We start from the raw sequence: 23270 nt of genomic DNA, 5'->3' as shown, positions 1-23270 counted from the left end.
TGTAGGGCGCAGCGTCATCGCTGCGCTTTATTTTCAGATGCGTTCAGCCGGATAAGGCGTGGCTTTGGCCAGCAGAAACCCTGCACCAAACAACACAACCAGCACCGACATGCCGAGCGCTGCCGATCCGCTGAGCGCTGTAACAGTCGCCACCAAAAATGGTCCAATGAAACTGGTGGCCCGCCCTGCCAGCGCATAGATACCAAAATAGCGGCCTGACTCTTCCGGTTTAATGCTGCGCGCAAACCATGACCGCGATGATGCCTGTACCGGTCCGAAAGCTGCACCGATCATTAATCCGTAAATCAGATAAGCATGTTCAGCAGGTGTTGCGAACAATCCTTTGACATCCGTCGGTGCGAAGGAAATTAAGCCAAAAATCGTATAGTCGTGGCCTGTCGATACAATACCAAGCGTCGCGATGAAAAGCAGGATGATTGAGCCAAGGACAACCACCTTTGATCCGACCCGTGTATCGAGCTTGCTTGCAAGCAAGCAACTGAAAATCGCCATGACATTGAGGATCATGCCGAACAGACCAATTTCGGTGATCGACCAGCTGAATAGCACCGCCGCATAGCCAGCTCCAAGCGCCAGCAAAGCATTAACGCCATCCTGATAAACCATACGCGCAATCAGAAAGCGAACAATCCCCGGACGTTTGCGAACTTCCCCAAGCGTCTTTTTCAGTTCGCTCAAACCTGAGCGCAAAGCTGGTGCAAGTTTCTCACCCTTTGCCACATCAGGCGTGAAGAAAAACATCGGCAGGATAAATACAAAATACCAGAGGGCAGAAATCGGTCCGGCTATGCGTCCATCTTCGCCTTTTGCTGGATCAATCCCAAACAGCGGATCAATTCCGATGATTGTTTTTCCTGTTTCTGGTGAAGCCGCCAGACAAAACACGATGAAAATCAGCACCGTCATGCCACCAAGATAGCCAAGTCCCCAGGCAATATTCGACACCCGGCCAATATCTTTTTGTGGGACAAGCCTTGGCATCATGGAATCATTGAAGACAATGGAAAACTCTGCGGCAATCATTGCCAGCGCAAAGGCAAACAGCACCCAATAAATATTGGCACCCGGAACAGCGAACCACAGCGTGCAAAGTGCCGTAATTTTGATAATTGCAAAGAAGGCTATCCAAGGTTTTCGTGGACCCGTTCTGTCCGACACAGCCCCCAAAATTGGCGAGAGGATCGCTACGGCAAGCCCTGCTGCTGCAAAGCCATAGCCCCATGCAATTTGCCCAGCCTCGGGGCTCTCTGCCATGCGGGAGATGAAGTAAGGGCCGAAAATAAACGTCGTCACAACTGTAAAAAACGGCTGAGCCGCCCAGTCAAAAAATATCCAGCCCCACACACCCCGGCGTGAAGAATAGCTGTCCTTCGGCATTGCATTTTCCGTCATATGTCGCGCCCATCCCCCGTCAAGCGCTCCGAACTTACACTGCTCGCTTTCACACCACAACAAAGCAAAAAGGGCAGCCTGAGCTGCCCTTTTCAATAGCGGTTAATCGTATCTTATTGCGTCAAGTCTGACATAAGTCCGGCTGCAACAGCGAGACGTGAGACGGTGAGATCACCGCCCTCAGTCAATGCAACCATACGATTTCGGACCTGATCAATACGCGCCGCATCTTCTGCGAACCATGCCGCTGCCGCGTCATTGTCCTTGCCATACTTCTTGAGTGCCGCAATCGTGATACCACGAGCTGCCTGCGTGATCGTATCGCTCGCACGCGACAGCGCCAGTCCGTCATAATAGTCGGTGACAGGAATGGTGCGGGCCGCTTCTTCGATACGTCCAATGCGGAAAGCTTCCGAAACGCCGAAATATGCCTTGGCGGTTGCCACCAGATCAGCATTGGCCAGATGTGCAATCAACGCAATATCCGGCATGATGCCTGCAAGCTGTAGATTGGCCAGACGCTGTGCAAGCTTCTCTGGCGCACCCTTTTCAACAAAGGCTGCCTTGTCAGACTGAACGGCCTCAATGAGGTAATCCGGCATCAGACCATCGAAGCGTGGCTCAAGCGCTGCACGAGCAGTGGTGATGGTGTTCACCAGTTCCGTTAGGTTTGCACGCGTTGTGTCGTTGCGCAGTACCCATGCTGTCGTTGCCAGCAGCATTTCGCCAACCAGATGATAGAACTGGTTCTGCACATCGCCAGCAACTTTGTTGTCGAGCGCATCAATCGCGTCATAGATCGCATCGATCTCAAAGCCATCACGCACAGCTACATAAGCGCGGACGATATCGGCAGGCGACTTGCCGGTCGTGTCGGCCAGACGGCTGATAAAGGTGATACCGCCGCGATTAATGATATCGTTAGCCAGCAAAGTAGCAACGATTTCGCGCTTCAGACGATGGTTTGAAATTTCCTCAGCATAGGTTTTGACCATACGCTTCGGGAAATAACCAAACAGCAGCTGCTCAAAATATGGCTCATCAGGCAGTTTGCTTGCAACCACATCGTCCGACAGCGACAGCTTGGCATAAGCGAGCAGAACCGCGAGTTCTGGACGCGTCAGCGGCTGGCCGGATTTCTGACGATCATTGAGCACCGCATCCGAAGGCAGGTATTCGACCTTGCGGTCCAATAGCTTACGGGCTTCAAGTTCGGCCATGAAGCGTGCCTGGTAAGGCAGCTCGGTAAGACCATGGAGTTCGCTCAAAGACAATGCAAGCGGCTGGAGATAGTTGTTGCGCAACACCAGTTCTGACACATCGTCAGTCATACTAACCAGCAGCTTGTCGCGCGCAGGACGCTTCAATTTACCGGAACGCATGGCAGCAGCCAGTGCAATCTTGATGTTAACCTCAACGTCAGAGCAATTCACACCTGCCGAGTTGTCGATAGCATCGGTATTGTTGCGACCGCCGGTCAGCGCATATTCGATACGTCCGCGCTGCGTCAGGCCAAGATTTGCACCTTCGCCGATTACCCGTGCACGCACTTCCGAACCCGTGATGCGGATTGCATCATTGGCTCGATCACCAACCTGCGCATCGGTCTCAGCAGTCGAGCGAATATAAGTGCCGATACCACCGAACCACAGAAGATCGACCTGCGCTTTCAGGATCGTCGTCATGATTTCTTGCGGCGAAGCAGTGGTTTTGCCAAGTCCGATGGCCTTGGCTGCTTCCGCTGAAAGTGTGATCGTCTTTTGGCTACGGCTATAGACGCCACCACCTTCCGACAGCTTCGAGCGATCATAATCCTGCCAGCTCGAGCGTGGGAGATCGAACAAACGCTTACGCTCTGCAAAGCCGTCAGCAGGGACCGGGTTTGGATCGATGAAGATGTCGCGATGATCGAATGCTGCAACCAACCTGATCTGCTCAGACAACAGCATACCATTGCCGAACACGTCGCCCGACATATCACCCACACCAGCAACCGTGAACGGCTCCATCTGAATGTCTGTGTCGAGTTCACGGAAATGCCGCTTCACGGCTTCCCACGCACCGCGCGCGGTGATGGCCATACCCTTATGATCGTAACCAGCAGAACCGCCCGATGCGAAAGCATCATCAAGCCAGAAGTCATGCGCCTGGCTGATCGCATTCGCCGTATCGGAGAATGTCGCCGTGCCCTTGTCAGCAGCAACTACGAAATAAGGATCATCCTTATCGTGACGAACAACATCGACAGGCGGTACAACATCATTGTCATGGATATTGTCAGTGACGGAGAGAAGCGTCGAGATAAACACCTTGTAAGCGTCACGACCGGCTTCAAACACTGCATTGCGATCACCGCCAACCGGCAGACGCTTCGGATAGAAGCCACCCTTGGCACCAACCGGCACGATCACCGCATTCTTAACCTGCTGTGCTTTTACGAGACCCAGGACTTCTGTGCGATAATCCTGTGCGCGGTCCGACCAGCGCAGACCACCACGTGCAACAGCGCCAAAGCGTAGATGTACGCCTTCAACTTCAGGGCCATAAACGAAGATTTCGCGATAAGGGCGCGGATCAGGCAGACCTTCGACAAGCCGCGGATTGAGCTTGAACGCGAATGTTACGCGTGGGTTGCCCTCGCCATCAGGCTGATAGGCATTGGTGCGCAGCGTTGCTTCGATCAGATTGCGGAAACGACGCAGAATCTGGTCATCATCAATGCTTGGTACGCCGAGAAGTGCGGTTTCAATTGCATCAACAAGTTTGGTTTCAGCAGCATCGCGACGCTTAGCCGATGGGTTGAAACGCAGATCAAACAGCGAATAGAGATCGTTAGCGATTTCTGGATAGCGATTTAATGCTGCCGCGATAAAGCCCTGCGAATAAGCAATACCCGCCTGTTGTAGATAACGACCATAGGCGCGCAGGATCATGATCTGACGTGCGCTCAAACGTGCAGTCTGCACCAGCGCATTATAAGCATCATTGTCAGCGAGACCGTCCCACACAGTGCGGAACACATCTTCCAGCATCTCGCCATCGTCGGACAAATCGACCGGCGCGCCATAAGCATTTACGAGCTGCATGTCGTGTACGTAAACGGCAGCGCCGTCTTTGCCGGCTAATGGAAGATCAATCGTCTGCTCGCTAACCACACGGAAGCCCATGTTTTCAAGAAGCGGCACACGCTGCGACAGCACAACCGGCGCACCATGATGATAGATCTTCAGCGAAACTGCATCCGGTCCATCAGTACGATAGCGATAGAAGTCCACAAACAGCGGAGCTTCTGCACTCAGACCAGCAATACGCTGCGCATCGATAAGCGCTTCCGGAGCTGTGAAGATTTCACGATAGGATTGCGGGAAGCTTGAAGCGAGTGCGACAGTCTTCGCATCAGCGCTATCCGCGCTTTCACGCACGGCATCGTCCCATGTACGAACGATCGAACGCACTTCTTCTTCCAGCGCATCGCGATTCACATGCGGCGTTGAACGCTCATGACGACGGATGACGAACTGCACACGCGTCAAGCCGTTCTGCAAGAACACCGGATGGAATTCGAAGCTGTCGCCGCTATAAATATCAACCAGATAACGACCGATCTTTTCACGCACAACAGAATCGTAACGGTCGCGCGGAATGTAAACGAGTACGGTGGCAAAACGGCCAAAGCGATCCAGACGTGGAACAGCGCGCACACGCGGACGTTCGCCCAATGCCAGAATAAGTTCTGCATTGGCTGTCAGGCTTTCCGTATCAATCTGGAAAAGCTCATCGCGCGGATATTCTTCCAGCACGTTGATAAGCGCCTTACCCGAATGGTCTTCGCGGTTAAAGCCAAGATGCTTAATGACCGCATCAGCCTTTGAACGGATGAACGGGATGCCGGCAACAGAGCTTGTATAAGCAACGGAAGTAAACAGACCGACGACACGAAGCTCACCAATGGCTTCGCCATTTGGCCCGAAAATCTTCACGCCAACATAATCGAGATAAGACCGGCGATGTATAAGCGAAAGCGAGTTCGCCTTGGTTACGATCAGCGGTTCACTGCCGTCGAGGAAGTCTGTGATTTCGCGTGGCGTCGCCTTGTCATCATCGTCCTTACGCAGAACGCGGACTTCGCCGTCATTGAGAATGCCAAGCGTTTCCTTATTCGGAACCAGATCACGCTTGTCGCCCTTGCCCTTGAAGGTCAGTTCGCGCATTCCGAGGAAGATGAAGCGGTTATCACGCAGCCATTCAAGAAAAGCGATTGCTTCCGGCATGGCCGGATCAAGTGTGAGTTTCTGAACGCGTTTGTAATCATCAATCGCCACATCGAGGCGCTTGATCATCGGCTTCCAGTCGCTGACGGCTGAACGAACCTGTCCAAGCACACGCTTGATTGCAGCAGTCAGATCGGCCTTGGCCTGCTTATCGAGCAGTGGCAGGTGAATCTGCACAAGACTGACGCGCTCGACGCCCTTAGCAGGTGCGAGCTGCGATGCTTCGCCCAAAATAGTCAGGCCATCTTTTTCCCGCTCAATATCGAGAACCGGGTGAACAACCATGAAAATCTGGCTGACATGATCGTTCAGCTCACCCATGATCGAGTCAAGCAGGAACGGCATGTTGTCATTGACGATGGTAATGACGCTGACAGGACGGCCATGGCGTTCGATACTGTTATCGACGCTGATAATGCTCTTACCCTTGCGATAGGATTCAAGCGCTTCAAAGCCATACTGGGCAGATTTATCGAGCGCTGCGGCATCATAAGCCGCGAGATCTTCGGGCGGTGCCCATTCGAAAAGAAGCTGCGAAAATGCGGTTAGCGTCTTCGACTTTCCTCCCTTCTTCTCCTCCTTGGCTGCCTTGGAACCCTTGATTTTGCTCGACCGATCCTGCTTTGCAGTCACGTCGGATACTCCTGTCATGATGGCAATGCGCGCCAAACTAGCAGATTGCCCACTCGTTTCGATGACAAATCGTTGAAAACAACCAAATATTTCCGTGAAAGTCAGAAAATTCGCATCTAATCCATTTAAATTGGAACAAAACTTCGGAAAGCTTTTGAAAAATTTCAGAATGTGCCGTTGAGGCTGTACGGAAATGACACAGCTTCTTTACGTAAGCGTCACAAAAGCTAAATTTCGCCACAAATCATGGCCGAATCTGATGCTGTTAACGGCCCTTAAAGTTCGATGAGATGGTCATCCAATTCATTGACATTATGCGCGCCTGCCGGGAAATTTTTCTCCAGCAAATCGCCTGCCTGGCCAATCGCCAACACAAAGCCTTCGGCCACTTCCGAGCGTGATGCATGATGGGTCAGCGTGGCAACGATGCTGTTCCATTCGTCCTGCTCAACCCGCGCATGAATACCCGCATCGGCAATCACTTCTGCATAATGTTCAGCCATCGATACAAACAACAGGATGCCGGTGCGATGTTCGGTGATATGGACATTGCGCGCCAGAAACTGCTGCAAAGCATTGAGATGTGCGCGCTTGTAGCGAATGCGACGCGGCACCAGCAGCATCCGCACTGTCGGCACAAACCAGAGCAGCGCCATCGCTGTGGCAAACGCCGCAAGTATGGCAAGGCCAAACATTGGTAGGCTAATGTCAAACCAATACCAATGCGCGAGAAAAGCCATGATAACCGAAGCAAGCAGAATACCGCAGGTCGCAACAAAACCCGCTGCAAAGAAATAGTCATCACTGGTGCGCGCCAGCACTGCGTAGATTTCACCACTCGTATTGGCTTCCGCCGCACGGATAGCCACTGCAATGCGCTCGTGATCCTGTTCGCTGATAAGGTTTTTATCACTCATAAAACTTTTCCCTACCAGCTTCCTGAGGCACCGCCGCCACCTGATGAACCGCCACCGCCGGAGAACCCGCCACCACCGCTGCTACCGCCAGATGACCAGCCCCCACCCGAAGACCGACCACCGCCTGAGCCGCCTCTTGAGTTGAAATCCATCACCATACCGAGCCAGCGATATTTGCCGGGTCCGATCTTTTGACCAAAAATCGGTGTCAGGATCGCCATGCCAAAGCCGCCAAAGAAGATCACAGCCCAGAAAATGATGAAGATCACAAAGATCCAGTCGATGTCATCGGAACCAGAACTGGTCTGAACATTCCGCTTGGCACGCGCTTCGAGTTCCGCGCCATCGCCTGATAACACCGACAAAATGCCATCGACGCCCTGCACGATTCCTTCGGAAAAATTACCGCTGCGGAACTCCGGAATTATCGTGCCATTGATGATAACGCTCGACAGCGCGTCAGTCATCGTGCCTTCAAGACCATATCCGACCTCGATACGCACCTTGCGATCATTAGGAGCCACCACAAGCAGGATACCGTTATTCTCCTGCTTTTGCCCCAATGCCCATGCGCGAAACAGGCGGTTTGAATAGCTTTCGATGTCTTCGCCATTGAGACTCGGCAGCGTTACCACAACAACCTGATCGGACGACTTTGCTTCAAAATCGGCCAACTTCTGCTTGAGTTGCTGTAGCTGCGACGGATCGATAATCCCGGCCGCATCAACCACACGACCTGTCAGTGCCTGTGTCGGCTTTGCCGCATCCTGCGCATTCGCGCCGACCGCAACAAAACTTGCAAACAGGAAAAGCAGAAACGCTGCAAGCAATCGTGGTCCATTCAGACCACGAACCACCGCATCACGCATGGGGAGCAAAGCTGCCACGGGTCGCCCGATCCGTTTTTAAAATTTGACCTGTGGTGCGCTCTGGCTTGACGCATCGGCACTGAATGTCTGCATTGGTGCAGCATCGCGATACCAGATCCATGTCCAGATCATCGTCGGCATAGTGCGGATCGATGTATTATAGACGCGGACCGCTTCAATATAATCGCGTCGGGCCACAGCGATACGGTTTTCCGTCCCTTCCAGCTGCGATTGCAGCGCTAGGAAGTTCTGATTGGCCTTCAGATCAGGATAACGCTCCACCACCACCATCAGGCGCGAAAGCGCGCTGGTGAGGTTTGCCTGATTGTCCTGAAACTGCTTGAAGAGTTCAGGATTGTTCAATGTCTCCGGCGTAATCTGCACTTGCGTCGCCTTGGCGCGCGCTTCGATCACGGCTTCCAGCGTTTCCTTTTCGTGTGCCGCATAGCCCTTCACGGTTTCTACCAGATTGGGCACCAGATCAGCGCGGCGCTGATACTGGTTCTGCACTTCGCTCCATGCGGCTTTCGCCTTCTCATCATTGGTTGGAATTGTGTTGAAACCGCACGCCGAAAGCAGCGGCACCAAAACAGCCAAACCCAGGGCAACGAAAATGCGACGGAATGAAAACGCACGAATAGCCGTTACAGCCGACATGGTATTCTCCTGAACAGGGCGCTTTTTCAGCGCTGTAAAACTCTATGCTCGCATATGCACACTGACGAAAATGCGAGCCGTCAAATCAATAGGATAGACGAAAACTGCGCGTTTTCCAGTCGTTTAATTTCAGGGCAGAATAGAAACAAAAAAGGCAGCGGATTGCTCCGCTGCCTTTCCATTCGCAAGTTGCGAAAAATTATTCGCTTGCAGCTTCTTCAGCTGGAGCAGCTGCTGCGGCAGCAGCGGCTTCTGCTTCAGCAGCAGCCTTTGCAGCTGCATCTTCTTCAGCCTGCTTAGCCATAGCAAGACGTTCCTGAGCCTTCTTGCCTGGCAGACCCTTGGTCAGGTTGCTGCGTTCTTCACGCTTTGCAATACCTGCCTGATCGAGGAAGCGAAGAACGCGATCTGTTGGCTGTGCGCCCTGTGCAATCCAATGCTGAATGCGGTCAGCGTCGAGCTTTACGCGTTCTGCGTCTTTCGCAAGCATTGGGTTCCATGCGCCAACGGTTTCGATGAAACGGCCGTCGCGTGGGCTGCGAGCGTCAGCAACAACAACGTGGTAGTAAGGACGCTTCTTGGAACCAGCGCGTGCGAGACGAATCTTAAGAGCCATTTTTTCTTTCCTTTAGTCAATTATCCTGCCCTGTCGGGCAATTTGTTAAAACAGTTCGGTTGTTTAGTTTCCGCTGTGATTGGCAGCGGCATGCTCATGGTGCCGAATGACTTCCTTCACGATGAAATTCAGGAATTTTTCGGCAAAATCTGGATCCAGATGGGCATCAACAGCCAGCGCGCGCAGACGCTCAACCTGACGCTTCTCACGGGCCGGGTCAGCAGCAGCAAGGTCGCGCTCGGCTTTCAAGACACCCACAGCTTTTGTGCAGCGAAAACGCTCAGCAAGCATATGGATGAGTGCCGCATCGATGTTATCGATGGAAGCACGCAAAGAGAGAAGTTCAGCGGGTACAGTGTTCTGTTCGTCAGCCATCTTACTCACTTCTTCTTCGGCAGGCCGGGAAGACCGCCACCAAAGCCCGGAAGCTTAGGACCGCCCAAACCCGGCAGACCTCCACCGGGAAGGCCAGGCATTCCGCCGCCTTTAGTCAGACCAGCAGCTTCCGCCTGTTTGGCAAGCGCTTCAAGCTGCTTGGGGTCCATCTTGGACAGATCAGGCATACCGCCCATGCCACCACCAAGACCGCCAAGGCCCATCTTGCCAGCAAGACCGCCCATCATCTGCTTCATCATTCCGCCCTTGCCTTTGCCCATGACTTTCATCATGTCGGCCATCTGGCGGTGCATCTTGAGAAGCTTGTTAATGTCGGCAGAACTGGTGCCGGAACCCTTAGCAATGCGCTGCTTGCGGCTGTGCTTGAGCAGATCAGGATTGGCGCGCTCGGCTTTGGTCATCGAACCGATGATGGCAATCTGACGATCAAAAACCTTGTCATCAAGACCGGCAGCTGCTGCCTTGTCCTTCATGCCACCCATGCCGGGCATCATACCCATAATGCTGCCCATACCGCCGAGCTTCTTCATCTGGCCAAGCTGATCAGCAAGATCATTCAGATCGAACTTGCCCGACTGCATCTTCTTAGCCATCGCTGCGGCTTTTTCGGCATCGATGTTTTCAGCAGCTTTTTCGACGAGCGAAACAATGTCGCCCATGCCCAAGATTCGATCAGCAATACGCTTTGGATAAAACTCCTCAAGCGCATCCATCTTTTCGCCAGTGGCGATCAGCTTGATAGGCTTACCGGTGATTGCGCGCATCGAAAGTGCAGCACCGCCACGTCCATCGCCGTCCATACGGGTCAGCACGATGCCGGTAATGCCAACGCGCTCATCAAAGTTGCGCGCGAGATTAACCGCATCCTGACCAGTCAGACTGTCGGCAACGAGCAGAATTTCATGCGGATTGGCGGCTTTGCGGATATCCGCCATTTCCACCATCAGCGGCTCGTCGATATGCGTACGACCAGCGGTATCAAGGATCACCACATCATGACCGCCAAGCTTTGCAGCCTGAACGGCGCGCTTGGCGATTTCAACTGGCGTCTGACCAGCGATGATCGGCAATGTATCGACAGAAGTCTGAATACCGAGCTGACGAAGCTGTTCCTGTGCTGCCGGACGACGCGTATCAAGCGACGCCATCAACACCTTTTTACGCTGACGTTCTGTCAGGCGCTTGGAAAGCTTGCCCGTCGTTGTTGTCTTACCCGAGCCCTGCAAACCAACCATCATAATGACGACAGGCGCTGGTGCGTTCAGATCAACTGTAACGCCTTCGGTACCGAGCATTTCGATAAGTTCGTCATGGACGATCTTAACGACCATCTGGCCGGGCTTAATGCTTTTGAGAATTTCAGCGCCGACAGCCTTCTCACGAACACGGTCGGTGAAAGAACGAACCACTTCCAGCGAAACGTCGGCTTCAATGAGCGCACGACGCACTTCGCGCAGCGCAGCCGCCACGTCGCTTTCGGAGAGAGCGCCGCGTCCGGTCAGGCCGTTTAGAATGGAGCCAAGACGCTCCTGAAGTGATTCAAACATCTAATTTCCTTTTAATCCGCGAGGAGGCTCAGTGCTTCACCGGGATAGATCGTTCTTTGATCAAACCAGTTCAAGAACCAACCAAAGCGATACATCACCCGAGGGCGCATCGCGCTGTCGGATGTGGACCTCCGGGATCGTTTTATACCAAATGGGTCCCGGTCGGTGGCTCGCGTTCTGAAGATCGCGGATAGATTGGTTGAGGCTTTAAGGCGGAGAGCCCGTAATGTCAAGCAAAAGCCCGAAAACGGGAGTCCAGAACGCGTCATCTTTGCCTATAAAACACAGTTATGGCGATTGGATTTACCAAAACTTGAACAATGCATGAGACAAGGACTATAAGCGCAGCGCCGCTTTGAAGGCTTTCAGCCTCATTGCGACATGACATTCGGTGTAAAGAATGGCAAATTCGCGCCGAGGTAGAATCAACTCCAAAGGAGATACGTATGGCATTGTTTGCCAAGGGCCGGACATGGACGGCAGCAGCAGTTCTTGCAGTAAGCATGATGGCTGGTACAAGCATCGTCGAAGCAGCCCAATGTGGCAACAATGGCGCTGGCTATAATGCCTGGCTCCAGCAGACAGTCAAGGAAGCGCAGTCGCGCGGCATTGGCAATCGCGCCATCAACGCTCTGAAGAACACCAAATATGCGCAGGCTACAATCAATGCCGACCGCAATCAGAAGAGCTTCAAGCTGACGTTTGAACAGTTCATGCAGAAGCGTGGCGCAAACACCATCATTCAGCGCGGCAAGTCGATCAAGAAGCAGAATGCAGCGCTCTTCGCAGCAATCGAAAAGCGCTATGGCGTTCCTGCTGGCCCACTGATCGCGATCTGGGGTATGGAAACAGGCTTCGGTGCTTATCTTGGCAAGCAGCACACGCTTTCTGCTGTCGCAACGCTGGCATATGATTGCCGCCGCAGCGATTTCTTCACCAACCAGCTTTATTCGGCGCTCAAGCTAATCGACAATGAAGATCTTGATCCAAATGCTGTCGGCGCGATGCACGGCGAAATTGGCCAGACCCAGTTCCTGCCAGCGAACGTTCTGAAATATGGCGTTGACGGTGATGGCAGCGGTCACATCGACATGGCACGTTCAAAGGCTGACGCGCTTTACTCGACAGCAAACTTCCTCGTCGGCCACGGCTGGAAACGCGGTGCTGGCTACCAGCCGGGTGAACCAAACTACGGCGCAATCCAGGGTTGGAATGCTGCGCAGGTTTACCAGCGCGCTATTGCCGTCATGGGCAAAGCAATCGACGAATAATCATAGATACGGCGAAGCAAGCATTATGCTTCGCCATATTAAGAATAAAGAAAAGCCCCGATTTTCGGGGCTTTTTTGTTTTATGCGGTTGGCTCAGTAGTGTTTGCAACTGCAACGTCAGGCCGCTTAAAATCGCCTGTCTGCTGGTCCATCACCCACAGTTCGCCGGTCGAAATATCGAACCATGCGCCATAAAGGGTAAGCTTGCCCTTCTTCTCAAGAATATCGACACATGGGAATGTGCGAAGATTGTTGAGCGAATAACGGATCGAAATGCGTTCCAGCGCTGTCTGACGTTCTGTCGGTGTCATCAGATCATTACCGCTGATCGTTTCCGCAGCCGGTGCAATCAGGCTCATCCACTTGCCAATGAAATCGCTTGGTGAAAGCGGTGCAAATTGAGTATCAAGCGCTGCCTTGATACCGCCGCATCGGCCATGGCCCATGACAACAATATTCTTTACCTTGAGGCTCTGCACGGCAAATTCTAGTGCAGCCGAAGCCGCATGGAATTCGCCATCAGGCTCATAAGGTGGAATAAGATTGGCAACATTGCGCAAAACGAACATTTCGCCCGGCGCAGAGTTGAAAATTGTTTCTGGAGCGGCGCGGGAATCGCAGCAGGCAATGACCAGTGTTTCTGGTGCCTGACCTTTTTCAGCGAGTTCCTTATAACGTGCCGTTTCAGACGCGAAATGCTCGCTCATGAAGGTTTGGTAACCGGCGAGGAGTGAATCTGGAATATCAGCCATGACTTTCCATTATCCCTATCGAAAACGCAGAGCAATCAAAAAACATCGGACCATAATCCTTGCGACCCGTTGCCGCTTACGAGAGTTCTATGCACGCAAGCCTTTGGTCGGATGAACCAGCCGCCTCGTCTGCACCATCGCCATTGGTGTGGCCAAACTCGATGCATCAGCTTCCAGCATCAGCTCATCAGCTCCGCGCTTTGCTGAACGCGCAATGATTTCAAATACGGCTGCCGTGGTGCTTTGGAGTGATTTTTCCTCCGAGAAACCAGCAAGTCTGCGTGCCAAAAACACCGCAGAGGTAAGATCACCAAGGCCATTGGTTGGCCCATCAACACAACGATGTTCCGCCATAAGCGCTGAGGTCGGCGTCAGCAAAATGTTACCGATGCTACCCGTCATCAGCGGAAACGCCGATGTTACCAGCATCGTTGCCGGTCCGGTATCAAGGGATGCTTCCATCAATGCCTTGTTGTCTTCCAGCTCAACACCTGTCAGCCAAGAAAGCTCAAAACGATTGGGCGTTGCAATATCCGCAAGCGGCATCAGATGGTCACGAATACCGATTGCTGTCGCTTCCGGTACATAAAGCCCCTTCTGATCGCCAATCACCGGATCACAAAGATAAAGCGCTTTGGGATTGCGTTCTTTGACCTTTTTAACCAGCCCCGCAACGGCCTGAGCTTGTTCCGAATTGCCAAGATAACCGGTCAGGATCGCGCCCACTTCTCCAAGCCAGGGTGCGCGCTCAAGATCCTGCATAAGCGTTGCAAACTCTTGTGGAGGCGGCACGATGCGTCCTGCAGGACCATGGCCTGGATGCCACGGCAGCACCACTGTCGGCACAGCCCAAACGGGGAAACCGAGCGTTTCGAGTGCGAATACGGCGGCGCGATTTCCAACGGAACCGCGCACGACATGGCTTGAGATGACAATAACGGTTGTCGCGTCCGAAGGCGCAGAAAGCGTCATGTTAAACCTGGCTTTGCATGAGATAGGAAATGAGCCAAACGATAATCGCCAGCGTGATGATGAGACCAAGCCACCGCCCGATGCGCGTGGCCCAAAGTTCGATAGGGTCGTTTTCAGGAGCATCGACGGCAGAAAGATGTTTGCTTGTACGAGAAAGCCCGCGCCGAACAATGGCTTGCGGGCCTGTTTGCTCACGCGCAAGCCTCTCAAGAATACGCTCAGCTTCATCCTGACGCTCGCGTCCCGGATTTCCGCCCTCGCCTATGCCCGCCTGATGGCGTTCTCCCATGTACTGCCTGCCTTCAAGAAAGACTCGTGCCCCGGATGAGACGATATAGCATCATGCCCGGAAGGCAGTTCTGCAAGCAGAATATTGTCTGCTTATGTCAGTTTCACGATGAGCTTACCGAAATTACCGCCTTCTAGCATCGAAATGAAAGCCTTTGGGGCATTTTCAAGCCCCTCGACAATGTCTTCGCGATAGCGAACTTGACCATCAGCAATCCACTTCGCCATATCATGATAAAAAGCTGGACGCTGATCAGCAAAATCACGCTGGATGAAACCGCGAATAGTCAGGCTTTTGGTCAGGATATCGCGCATCAGCAGCGGCATGCGGTCAGGTCCGTCAAACGCGCCCTTCTGATTATATTGCGCAATCAGACCGCAAACCGGAATACGTGCAAACGGATTGAGAAGCGGCAGAACTGCATCAAAAACCTTGCCGCCAACATTCTCGAAATAAACATCAATGCCCTTCGGACAAGCCAACGCCAGTTCCTGAGCGAAATTATCGGAGCGATGATCAAGTGCTTCATCAAAGCCAAATTCATCAATCAGTGCTTTGCATTTGTCAGGCCCACCAGCAATGCCGACGGCACGCGCGCCTTTAAGCTTGGCGATCTGACCGACAGCGGAGCCAACGGGTCCGGTTGCTGCCGCAACAACAACAGTTTCACCCTCTTTGGGCTGACCAATGGTCAACAAGCCAGAATAAGCGGTAAATCCCGGCATCCCCATCACACCAAGCGCCGTTGTGACCGGCGCTTGCTTCGGGTCGAGTTTGCGCAATGTTGATGCATCGGCAACCGCATAGCTCTGCCAGCCCGAATGCGAGAGAACAAAATCGCCGGGAAGAAATCCCGCGCTGTTGCTTTTTACAACTTCGCCGACCGTGCCACCCTCCATTGGAGCACCGATCTCAACCGGAGCAGCATAGGATTTGGCTGCACTCATGCGCCCGCGCATATAGGGATCCAGCGACAGATAGCGGATTTTGAGCAGAACCTCGCCTTCACCCGGCTCAGGAATTGCGGCTTCATCAAGACGGAAATTGTCGGCACTTGGCTTTCCATCCGGGCGCGATGCAAGGACGATCCGCTGATTGATTTTTCCGCTCATAAATCCGTCTCCTGATATTCTCGATAAGACGTAATCTAGTGCGCGTTCAGGAAAAGTGCACCTGATTCATTGCAAAGATCGATAAAGAAAAACTCGCCCATGGCGGGGGCACCATGAGCGAGGTCTCTCACTTGGAGAAAGACTAACTCGTTAGTCCATCGTCGGGATAACGAACTCTGCGCCATCCTTAACGCCATGCCGTGCGCCCGCAGCAGAGCGAGGACGCACAACATGAAAAACGTCTGGCGTTAGCCCATCGTTGGGATGACGAACTCCGCGCCATCTTTAACGCCTGACGGCCAACGCGAGGTGACAGTCTTGGTCTTTGTGTAGAAGCGGAATGCATCCGGACCGTGCTGGTTGAGATCGCCAAAGCCCGAAGCTTTCCAGCCACCAAAGGTGTAGTAAGCAATTGGAACTGGGATCGGCACATTGATACCAACCATGCCAACCTGAACGCGGCTTGCGAAATCGCGCGCTGCATCGCCATCACGGGTGAAGATCGCAACGCCATTGCCGTATTCATGTTCGTTCGGCAGAGCGAGCGCTTCTTCGTAAGTCTTGGCGCGAACTACCGAGAGAACGGGACCGAAGATTTCTTCCTTATAGATGCGCATGTCGGATGTGACGTTATCGAACAGGCAGCCACCCATGTAGAAGCCGTCTTCATAGCCCTGCATCTTGAAGCCACGGCCATCGACAACGAGCTTCGCGCCTTCTTCAACACCAAGGTCAACATAGCCACGCACACGATCAAGCGCTGCTTTTGAGACCAGCGGGCCGTAATCAGCAGAATTATCAGTCGAGGTGCCAATTTTCAGCGCTTCAACGCGTGGAATGAGCTTTTCCATCAAACGGTTTGCGGTGTCTTCACCAACAGGGACAGCAACCGAAATCGCCATGCAGCGTTCGCCAGCCGAACCGTAGCCAGCACCGATCAATGCATCAACGGTTTGATCCATATCGGCATCCGGCATGATCAGCATGTGGTTCTTGGCACCACCGAAGCACTGAACGCGCTTACCGTTCGAGCAACCACGACCATAAATATACTGCGCGATTGGCGTCGAGCCAACGAAGCCAATGGCCTGTACGTCCGGATCGTCGAGCAGCGCGTCGACCGCATCCTTGTCACCATTGACGACGTTGAAAATGCCAGCGGGAAGACCAGCTTCCATGAACAATTCAGCAAGGCGCATCGGTACGCCCGGATCGCGCTCTGAAGGCTTGAGAATAAAGGCGTTACCGCAAGCAATCGCCGGACCGGCTTTCCAAAGCGGGATCATCGCTGGGAAGTTGAACGGCGTGATGCCAGCAACAACGCCAAGCGCCTGACGCATCGAATAGGTGTCGATACCTGTACCGGCATTGTCGGTGAACTCACCCTTGAGCATATGCGCCGAGCCGAGGCAGACTTCCACAACTTCAAGACCACGCTGAATGTCGCCCTTGGCGTCAGCAATCGTCTTGCCATGTTCGCGGGCAAGCAGTTCTGCAAGGCTGTCATATTCGGCTTCAACCAATTCAAGGAACTTGCGCAGAATACGCACGCGACGCTGCGGGTTTGTAGCAGCCCAAGCAGGCTGGGCAGCTTTGGCGTTTTCGACTGCCGCACGCACTTCATCCTTGGTTGCCAGGGCAACTGTGCCCTGCACCGAACCGTCAAGCGGCTGATAAATATCTGTGGTGCGTCCGCTTTTTCCAGCAACATGCTTGCCGCCGATGAAATGTCCTACAGTGCGCATCGAAATGCCTCCCAGCTGTTGTGTTCCATAAGGCGACATACGAGCCACCCTTCTCGAGGTGCATCTTGACTCTGCAAATTCATGATTGCAAGTCGCTGAAAAGCGTATCCGTTGTGCATTTTTTATAGTACGATTTTGTAAAGATCACGCTCACGCAGAGAATGCCATGAACTGGGATGATATTCGGATATTTCTGGCTGTTGCACGTTCGGGTCAGATTCTCGGAGCAGCAAAGCGACTTGGCATTAACCACACAACCGTTGCGCGCCGTCTGACAGCGCTTGAAGCGGCTCTGTCGACCACGCTTTTGACGCGCCGCACAAATGGGTCGACACTCACCCATGCGGGCGAAGAATTTCTGCTGGCAGCAGAACGCATGGAAGCGGAAATGCTCTCCGCACGTTCACATATCGGCAATGCCGATGTTGCAGTTTCCGGAACGGTGCGTATTGGAGCACCCGATGGCTTTGGCGTGAATTTTCTCGCTCCGCGACTGGCACGGCTCACACAGCAATATCCTGACCTGACTATTCAGCTGGTTCCCGTGCCGCGCTCGTTTTCGCTGTCACGACGCGAGGCTGATATTGCGATTACCGTCGAACGCCCGGAACAAGGACGGCTGATCGCACGCAGGCTGGTGGACTATACGCTCGGCCTATACGCGCATCGCAGCTATCTTGAAGAACACGGCACACCGCAAAGCACCGAAGAGCTGAGCAATCACAGGCTGATTGGCTATGTCGAAGATCTTGTCGTCAATCCATCACTGGCCTATGCGCCCGAAATAAGCCGCGACTGGAAGCCGGATTTTGAAGTTTCCAGTGCACTTGGCCAGGTGGAAGCGGTTCGAGCAGGTGCTGGTATCGGCATCCTTCACGCGTTTATTGCGAGGGCTGATCCCGATCTTATACCGCTGTTCCCAGATCGCACGATCCGGCGCGCTTACTGGCTGACTTATCATGAATCCGCACGCACGTTGCGGCGTGTCACGGCAGTTTCGGCGCTAATTTCAGAGCTGGTTGAGAGCGAAAAGTCGCTGTTTAGCTAACCAAGACGCCAATAAATCGCCATAACGGCAGCGATCATAATGACCGGAATATAGAGCGCATCCAGTCCGATAAAATAATGCCCTAAACCGCCACAAACCGCCCCGATCATTAGCGACAGCCAGACGGAAAAATGTTGCAACCAGCGCCAGCGCGGAACCTCTCCGCGCATATATCCCGCAAGGTCGGCTGCTGAATTAAACAGTGTGCCCGTTACGTAAGTAACGCCCAAGCGCGCCGAACCAATCGGCTGCACGGCGGCATTTTGCGCGCCCATAGCGGCAGCAAGCATCAACACCGGATGGATCAACTCCAGCCCAAAGCGGCGCAAGATACAGACGAGAACAAGTATCAGCGCCACAATCGCCATTACTGCAATGCTACCATTTCGGCCATAAGCACGAACGGCAAGTGTGCCAAGAAAGGCTCCTGCAAAGAACAAACCAATCAGCGCGACCGGAAGCCAGACGATGACACGCCCCATAATATCGGGCTGTCTAGCGATGGCGAGACCAAGCTGTGTCGTGTTGCCACTCATAAACGAGGCAAAAAAGCCGCCCAATTCCAGAAAGGCTATTCCATCAACAAAACCAGCGGCAGCCGTTAAAGCCAAACCGAGCGACAGCTTTGAATTCGGTGTCATTTTTCCAAGCTTTGAAAGAAAGTCGCCCGATTGTGACAACCGGGCAAAAATTTCGTCAGACGCGTTTGACGATCCGCAGAATAATCAAAAGGATTGCTGCACCAATAAACGCATTGATGATGGAAGCGATCACACCGCCACCAACCGAAAAGCCGAGACGCGGTAACAGCCAACCTGCAAAGAAGGCACCAATCACACCAACGATGATGTTACCGATGAGGCCAAAGCCACCGCCCTGCACGACTTTGCCAGCCAACCAGCCAGCAATCAGACCCACAAACAGAAATACAAGAAGACTCATACCATCCATAAGCATTTCTCCCACTCAAAAGGCGTCCACGACGCATCATGACCAAGTTGACAATGAGTCGGCTTAGCACACAAGAGGGCTTATGAATTATGGTGCGAGATGCCGGAAAGCGCTGACGGCCTCTTCATAGACCTTGCGCTTGAAAGGCACGATCAGCTCAGGCAATTCCTGCATCGGCTTCCATGCCCATTCCTCAAACTCTGCCGTGTGTCCACCGGGCGGCGGGTTGATCGCGATTTCGCTCTCATCACCTTCAAAGCGGTAGGCAAACCACTTTTGTGTTTGGCCACGATATTTGCCCTTAAGCGCCTGACCAACAAGATGCGGCGGCAAATCGTAATTGATCCAGTTTGGTGCTTCTTCAAGCAAAGTGACCGACTTCATGCCGGTTTCTTCATAAAGCTCGCGCAATGATGCGACTGCCGGATCTTCGCCCTTGTCGATACCGCCCTGCGGCATCTGCCAAAGCTGTGTTGCGCCGTCCATTTCATCACCCGGAATGACGATGCGGCGACCCGCCCAGACGAGGCCAGCCTTATTGAGCACCATCAACCCAACGCAGGGGCGATAGGGTAGGCTTTCAGGATCGACAAGGCCTTTATGCTTCGACATGGTATCTCCGTATGCGGGTGTTTGAATAAGTCTTATGCGCCTGATTATAGTGTTTCAATATTATTGACGTGCGACAAAAAGAAAACGCGGAAGCCTGAACTCCCGCGTTTATAACAATCATATCGAAAACCAGTTAGTTCAACACGGCCTTCTTAGGGTCTGGTGGGAATGATGCATTGGCGACTTCACCACGCAGGAGCTTCAATGCTTCATTGAGCTGCACGTCATCCTTGGCTTCGAGCGGCACATAAGCTGCCGATCCCGATCCCTGATCGTCTTCAGCATTGCCCTTGATGTGACCCTTAAGCTCGGACTCACCACGCACAACGTCCTGACCGAGCATTTCTGGCGGCAGGGGCTGATCAACCTTGATGTCCGGCGTGATGCCCTTACCCTGAATCGACTTGCCAGATGGTGTGTAATAGAGCGCGGTCGTCAGACGCAACGATCCATTTTCGCCAAGCGGGATAATCGTCTGAACCGAGCCCTTGCCGAAGGACTGCGTGCCAAGCACCGTTGCACGGCGATGATCCTGCAAAGCACCGGCAACGATTTCCGAAGCACTGGCCGAGCCACCATTGATCAGCACGATCACTGGCTTGCCATCAACAAGATCGCCCTTGCGTGCATCAAAGCGCGTTACATCCTGTGGATCGCGACCACGCGTCGAAACAATTTCACCCTTGTCGAGGAAAGTGTCTGAAACAGCGACCGCCTGATCAAGCAGACCACCCGGATTAAGCCGAAGGTCGAGCACGTAACCCTTGAGCTTATCGCCCGGAAGCTTTTCCTGAATATCCTTGATCGCCTTACGTAGATCATCCGATGTCTGCTCCGTGAAGGAAATCACACGCAGATAGCCGACATCATTTTCAACACGCGAGCGAACAGCCTTCACCTTGATCACAGCGCGATCAATCTTGAGCGTGATCGGCTTTTCCGCGCCCTCGCGAATAAGGGTGAGTTCAATCGGCGAACCAACTTCACCGCGCATCTTTTCAACTGCGTCGCTGAGGCTCAGACCACGCACTTCCGTGCCATCGATCTTGCTGATCAGATCGCCTGCGAGCACACCAGCTTTCGAAGCAGGCGTGTCATCGATCGGGGCAATGACCTTCACAAGGTCGTTGTCCATTGTGACTTCAATACCAAGACCGCCAAACTCACCCTTGGTCTGCACGCGCATGTCCTGCGCTGCTTCCGGATTGAGGTAAGACGAGTGCGGATCAAGCGAAGTCAACATGCCGTTGATCGCGCTTTCCGTCAGCTTCTTATCATCGGGCGGCGTCACATATTGCTGGCGCACGCGCTCAAAAATATCACCGAAAAGAGCCAGGTCCTTATAGACATCGCTGTCTTTTCCCGCTGCTGCAAACGCAGTGGAAGCAGGCGCGCCCTGAACCATCACCATGGCTGACGCGCCCAACAGGGCTCCGGCGAACAGCAGCGACAGTTTACGTATCATTTTGTGTCCTTCCAGAAAGCCGCTCGGACCACCATGGGGCCGGATCTACGGGTTTTCCATCTTTTCGAAACTCAATGTAGAGCAATGGAGCGCCATTGCCCACCTCAATTGGTGCAACACTTGCGAGAAGTTTTTCTCCCATCGCGCCCACAGGCTCACCCGCCAAAACGAACTGACCCTGAGCAACGTCGATTCGACCCATGCCAGCCATGACAATATGATATCCATTGCCAGCATCGAGGATCAAGAGCTGTCCATAAGATCTGAATGTTCCTGCATATAACACAACGCCATCGGAAGGTGACGTAATCGTGGCAGCAGGCAAGGTTTCAACCACCTGCCCCATCATGTTGCCACCGACACCATCCTTCTCCGCAAAATGACGGATCGTCTTTCCGGCGGCAGGCAGTACCAGCCTTCCCTGTAACGATGCAAAATCAATCTGCGCATGAAGGCGGTTCTCGTCAGGTGTTGATTCTCCGGCCTTTTCCTGCGCTTTTGCAAGGCGTTCGGCTTCGGCCTTGCGCGCTGCATCAGCGGCATCGCGCACGCCCGCCATTTGCTTATCAAGCCCGTCAATCAGCTCTTTCAGGCTGCCCGCACGATCTGCAAGCTCTTCAGAACGTTTGCGCTGGGCTTCAATTTCCTGCTCAGATTGCGACTGCAACTTTTTCTTTTCTTCAAGAAGAAGTGATTGACGCTTTTGCTCTTCCGCCTGTTGCGTGCGCGTTTCTTTGAGCCTCTCCTGCTCCTGCGCTATTGATGCGGTGACCCGCTGCATATCATCAAGATCACCCGTTAGTTCTTCGACCTGACCGCGCATTTCCGGCACAACAGCCCCTAGCAACACAGCACTACGCACCGATGCGAGCGCATCGTCTGGGCGCACAAGGATCGCAGGTGGCGGATTCAACCCCATACGCTGCAATGCAGCCAAAACTTCTGCCAGCACACTGCGACGTGCACGTAAGGAGGTGCGGATGCCGTCTTCCTGCTCGCGCAGAGATTCAAGCTTATCGGCACTATCGGAAATATCCTGCTGCAATTTCTTATCCGTCTTTGCAGACTGAATAAGTGCAGCTGTAATCGTCGTCTGATCTTTTTTGAGGTTTGCCACCTCGCCTTCAAGCTGTTTGAGCTTGTCACCCGTCACTGACAATTCGGTGCTGAGCTGCTCATATTCGCTTGCTGCCTGATCGCGCTGCTGCTGAATAGCCTGTTGCGCGTAAACCTGTGAGGCACCGGCCAAAAGCGCAGTCGCAGCAAAGCCAGCCCGCAAGAAAGCAGGCAGATTAGGCTTTTTTGAAAGGCTAAAAGGACTCATGAACCGCTATATCAGAAAGAAACAAGGCTAAAACTAGCCGGAGAGCATTAAGGAATTATTAGCTATAAACGCACTGTCAGCATTTTCAGCAAGACACTGGATATATTTCAGACCTCACTCTATTAAACACTCTGCAACGGGGGCAATCACAATGACATCAGAGCTTTGCGCAGAGGCCTCTGACTGGCGTCAGGGACGCAGCTATGTTCACACCTATATTTGTGAAAAGATCATCGCCTCTGCGGTGCTTGATCACAAGTCTATTCTGATGGCAATTGAAGAGCTTGGACTTAGGGTTATTGAGCAGGTTCAAACCGGCGTGAGTGTTCTAAACCCGCAAACCGGCAATCGTTTCACCCTCAGAGGCGCGATGTATCAGCCGGACTGGGTTCACCCGGCGGATTAAGCCC

At 53.3% G+C, this 23270-nt stretch carries 21 protein-coding genes; 3 read left to right on the top strand and 18 right to left on the bottom strand.

What is annotated here, in order from left to right; all coding sequences use genetic code 11:
- Positions 1 to 33: 33 nt before the first annotated feature.
- From WH356_RS21590 to ffh, 8 genes are all read right to left on the bottom strand, one after another.
- On the bottom strand, positions 34 to 1413 hold the full coding sequence (locus WH356_RS21590) for an MFS transporter (RefSeq protein ID WP_339514544.1): 1380 nt from the start codon (positions 1411 to 1413) through the stop codon (positions 34 to 36).
- A gap of 113 nt (positions 1414 to 1526) precedes the next feature.
- The gene (locus WH356_RS21585; protein WP_339514612.1) at positions 1527 to 6317 is read right to left on the bottom strand and encodes an NAD-glutamate dehydrogenase; all 4791 of its coding nucleotides are present in this window, start codon (positions 6315 to 6317) and stop codon (positions 1527 to 1529) included.
- Positions 6318 to 6592: 275 nt separating this feature from the next.
- Positions 6593 to 7234, bottom strand: coding sequence for a TPM domain-containing protein (locus WH356_RS21580; protein WP_339514542.1), 642 nt, complete (start codon positions 7232 to 7234; stop codon positions 6593 to 6595).
- An 11-nt stretch (positions 7235 to 7245) separates the two neighbouring features.
- Entirely contained in the window at positions 7246 to 8103 is an 858-nt protein-coding gene (locus WH356_RS21575; RefSeq protein ID WP_421566194.1) for a TPM domain-containing protein, read from the bottom strand.
- Between the two features lie 36 nt (positions 8104 to 8139).
- Entirely contained in the window at positions 8140 to 8760 is a 621-nt protein-coding gene (locus WH356_RS21570) for a LemA family protein (RefSeq protein WP_250041259.1), read from the bottom strand.
- A gap of 199 nt (positions 8761 to 8959) precedes the next feature.
- Positions 8960 to 9376 carry a 30S ribosomal protein S16 gene (gene rpsP, locus WH356_RS21565; protein WP_250041261.1) on the bottom strand — a complete coding sequence of 139 codons (417 nt, stop codon included), beginning with the start codon at positions 9374 to 9376 and terminating at the stop codon, positions 8960 to 8962.
- A 63-nt stretch (positions 9377 to 9439) separates the two neighbouring features.
- Positions 9440 to 9751, bottom strand: coding sequence for a chorismate mutase (locus WH356_RS21560; protein WP_339514537.1), 312 nt, complete (start codon positions 9749 to 9751; stop codon positions 9440 to 9442).
- Between the two features lie 5 nt (positions 9752 to 9756).
- Complete coding sequence (ffh, locus tag WH356_RS21555) at positions 9757 to 11319, bottom strand: signal recognition particle protein (RefSeq protein WP_339514535.1); 1563 nt, start codon at positions 11317 to 11319, stop codon at positions 9757 to 9759.
- 446 nt (positions 11320 to 11765) lie between these two features.
- On the opposite strand from ffh, the gene WH356_RS21550 reads away from it, so the two are divergent.
- Positions 11766 to 12590 (top strand): lytic murein transglycosylase, encoded by an 825-nt coding sequence (locus WH356_RS21550; protein WP_339514533.1) that lies wholly within the window; start codon positions 11766 to 11768, stop codon positions 12588 to 12590.
- An 80-nt stretch (positions 12591 to 12670) separates the two neighbouring features.
- Here WH356_RS21550 and WH356_RS21545 read toward each other — a convergent pair whose 3' ends face one another.
- The 5 genes from WH356_RS21545 to WH356_RS21525 all read right to left on the bottom strand — a co-directional run bounded on the left by WH356_RS21545 (position 12671) and on the right by WH356_RS21525 (position 17460).
- A complete protein-coding gene (locus WH356_RS21545) occupies positions 12671 to 13342 on the bottom strand; it encodes a carbonic anhydrase (RefSeq protein WP_339514531.1) in 672 nt (223 codons plus the stop codon).
- An 87-nt stretch (positions 13343 to 13429) separates the two neighbouring features.
- Positions 13430 to 14314, bottom strand: a complete 885-nt coding sequence (pdxY, locus tag WH356_RS21540; RefSeq protein WP_339514529.1) for a pyridoxal kinase PdxY — start codon at positions 14312 to 14314, stop codon at positions 13430 to 13432.
- A 1-nt stretch (position 14315) separates the two neighbouring features.
- Positions 14316 to 14603, bottom strand: coding sequence for a hypothetical protein (locus WH356_RS21535; RefSeq protein WP_339514527.1), 288 nt, complete (start codon positions 14601 to 14603; stop codon positions 14316 to 14318).
- Positions 14604 to 14695: 92 nt separating this feature from the next.
- On the bottom strand, positions 14696 to 15715 hold the full coding sequence (locus WH356_RS21530; protein ID WP_339514525.1) for an NADP-dependent oxidoreductase: 1020 nt from the start codon (positions 15713 to 15715) through the stop codon (positions 14696 to 14698).
- A gap of 248 nt (positions 15716 to 15963) precedes the next feature.
- The gene (locus WH356_RS21525) at positions 15964 to 17460 is read right to left on the bottom strand and encodes a CoA-acylating methylmalonate-semialdehyde dehydrogenase (RefSeq protein WP_339514523.1); all 1497 of its coding nucleotides are present in this window, start codon (positions 17458 to 17460) and stop codon (positions 15964 to 15966) included.
- Between the two features lie 166 nt (positions 17461 to 17626).
- On the opposite strand from WH356_RS21525, the gene WH356_RS21520 reads away from it, so the two are divergent.
- Positions 17627 to 18508 (top strand): LysR family transcriptional regulator, encoded by an 882-nt coding sequence (locus tag WH356_RS21520; protein ID WP_339514521.1) that lies wholly within the window; start codon positions 17627 to 17629, stop codon positions 18506 to 18508.
- On the opposite strand, the gene WH356_RS21515 is transcribed toward WH356_RS21520, so the two are convergent.
- The 5 genes from WH356_RS21515 to WH356_RS21495 all read right to left on the bottom strand — a co-directional run bounded on the left by WH356_RS21515 (position 18505) and on the right by WH356_RS21495 (position 22860).
- Complete coding sequence (locus WH356_RS21515) at positions 18505 to 19149, bottom strand: YoaK family protein (protein ID WP_339514519.1); 645 nt, start codon at positions 19147 to 19149, stop codon at positions 18505 to 18507. The two genes, WH356_RS21520 and WH356_RS21515, sit on opposite strands and share 4 nt — an antisense overlap.
- Before the next feature lie 55 nt (positions 19150 to 19204).
- Complete coding sequence (locus WH356_RS21510) at positions 19205 to 19459, bottom strand: GlsB/YeaQ/YmgE family stress response membrane protein (protein WP_339514517.1); 255 nt, start codon at positions 19457 to 19459, stop codon at positions 19205 to 19207.
- 87 nt (positions 19460 to 19546) lie between these two features.
- On the bottom strand, positions 19547 to 20071 hold the full coding sequence (locus WH356_RS21505; RefSeq protein WP_339514515.1) for an RNA pyrophosphohydrolase: 525 nt from the start codon (positions 20069 to 20071) through the stop codon (positions 19547 to 19549).
- Positions 20072 to 20204: 133 nt separating this feature from the next.
- On the bottom strand, positions 20205 to 21536 hold the full coding sequence (locus WH356_RS21500) for a S41 family peptidase (protein ID WP_339514513.1): 1332 nt from the start codon (positions 21534 to 21536) through the stop codon (positions 20205 to 20207).
- Positions 21526 to 22860 (bottom strand): murein hydrolase activator EnvC family protein, encoded by a 1335-nt coding sequence (locus WH356_RS21495; RefSeq protein WP_339514511.1) that lies wholly within the window; start codon positions 22858 to 22860, stop codon positions 21526 to 21528. Before WH356_RS21495 ends, WH356_RS21500 begins: the two co-directional genes overlap by 11 nt.
- A gap of 151 nt (positions 22861 to 23011) precedes the next feature.
- Here WH356_RS21495 and WH356_RS21490 point away from each other — a divergent pair, with 151 nt between their 5' ends.
- On the top strand, positions 23012 to 23266 hold the full coding sequence (locus WH356_RS21490; RefSeq protein WP_339514509.1) for a hypothetical protein: 255 nt from the start codon (positions 23012 to 23014) through the stop codon (positions 23264 to 23266).
- Positions 23267 to 23270: the final 4 nt, after the last annotated feature.

This window comes from Ochrobactrum sp. MYb379 (assembly GCF_037479515.1).
Lineage (GTDB): Bacteria > Pseudomonadota > Alphaproteobacteria > Rhizobiales > Rhizobiaceae > Brucella.
This window is presented reverse-complemented; position numbering and strand designations above follow the sequence as displayed.

Excerpts from the sequence above, each read along its gene's own strand:
- WH356_RS21590 (WP_339514544.1), bottom strand. The coding sequence starts at position 1,413 with ATGACGGAAAATGCAATGCCGAAGGACAGCTATTCTTCACGCCGGGGT.
- WH356_RS21580 (WP_339514542.1), bottom strand. The coding sequence starts at position 7,234 with ATGAGTGATAAAAACCTTATCAGCGAACAGGATCACGAGCGCATTGCA.
- WH356_RS21575 (WP_421566194.1), bottom strand. The coding sequence starts at position 8,103 with ATGCGTGATGCGGTGGTTCGTGGTCTGAATGGACCACGATTGCTTGCA.
- WH356_RS21570 (WP_250041259.1), bottom strand. The coding sequence starts at position 8,760 with ATGTCGGCTGTAACGGCTATTCGTGCGTTTTCATTCCGTCGCATTTTC.
- rpsP (WP_250041261.1), bottom strand. The coding sequence starts at position 9,376 with ATGGCTCTTAAGATTCGTCTCGCACGCGCTGGTTCCAAGAAGCGTCCT.
- WH356_RS21560 (WP_339514537.1), bottom strand. The coding sequence starts at position 9,751 with ATGGCTGACGAACAGAACACTGTACCCGCTGAACTTCTCTCTTTGCGT.
- ffh (WP_339514535.1), bottom strand. The coding sequence starts at position 11,319 with ATGTTTGAATCACTTCAGGAGCGTCTTGGCTCCATTCTAAACGGCCTG.
- WH356_RS21550 (WP_339514533.1), top strand. The coding sequence starts at position 11,766 with ATGGCATTGTTTGCCAAGGGCCGGACATGGACGGCAGCAGCAGTTCTT.
- WH356_RS21545 (WP_339514531.1), bottom strand. The coding sequence starts at position 13,342 with ATGGCTGATATTCCAGATTCACTCCTCGCCGGTTACCAAACCTTCATG.
- pdxY (WP_339514529.1), bottom strand. The coding sequence starts at position 14,314 with ATGACGCTTTCTGCGCCTTCGGACGCGACAACCGTTATTGTCATCTCA.
- WH356_RS21535 (WP_339514527.1), bottom strand. The coding sequence starts at position 14,603 with ATGGGAGAACGCCATCAGGCGGGCATAGGCGAGGGCGGAAATCCGGGA.
- WH356_RS21530 (WP_339514525.1), bottom strand. The coding sequence starts at position 15,715 with ATGAGCGGAAAAATCAATCAGCGGATCGTCCTTGCATCGCGCCCGGAT.
- WH356_RS21525 (WP_339514523.1), bottom strand. The coding sequence starts at position 17,460 with ATGCGCACTGTAGGACATTTCATCGGCGGCAAGCATGTTGCTGGAAAA.
- WH356_RS21520 (WP_339514521.1), top strand. The coding sequence starts at position 17,627 with ATGAACTGGGATGATATTCGGATATTTCTGGCTGTTGCACGTTCGGGT.
- WH356_RS21515 (WP_339514519.1), bottom strand. The coding sequence starts at position 19,149 with ATGACACCGAATTCAAAGCTGTCGCTCGGTTTGGCTTTAACGGCTGCC.
- WH356_RS21510 (WP_339514517.1), bottom strand. The coding sequence starts at position 19,459 with ATGGATGGTATGAGTCTTCTTGTATTTCTGTTTGTGGGTCTGATTGCT.
- WH356_RS21505 (WP_339514515.1), bottom strand. The coding sequence starts at position 20,071 with ATGTCGAAGCATAAAGGCCTTGTCGATCCTGAAAGCCTACCCTATCGC.
- WH356_RS21500 (WP_339514513.1), bottom strand. The coding sequence starts at position 21,536 with ATGATACGTAAACTGTCGCTGCTGTTCGCCGGAGCCCTGTTGGGCGCG.
- WH356_RS21495 (WP_339514511.1), bottom strand. The coding sequence starts at position 22,860 with ATGAGTCCTTTTAGCCTTTCAAAAAAGCCTAATCTGCCTGCTTTCTTG.
- WH356_RS21490 (WP_339514509.1), top strand. The coding sequence starts at position 23,012 with ATGACATCAGAGCTTTGCGCAGAGGCCTCTGACTGGCGTCAGGGACGC.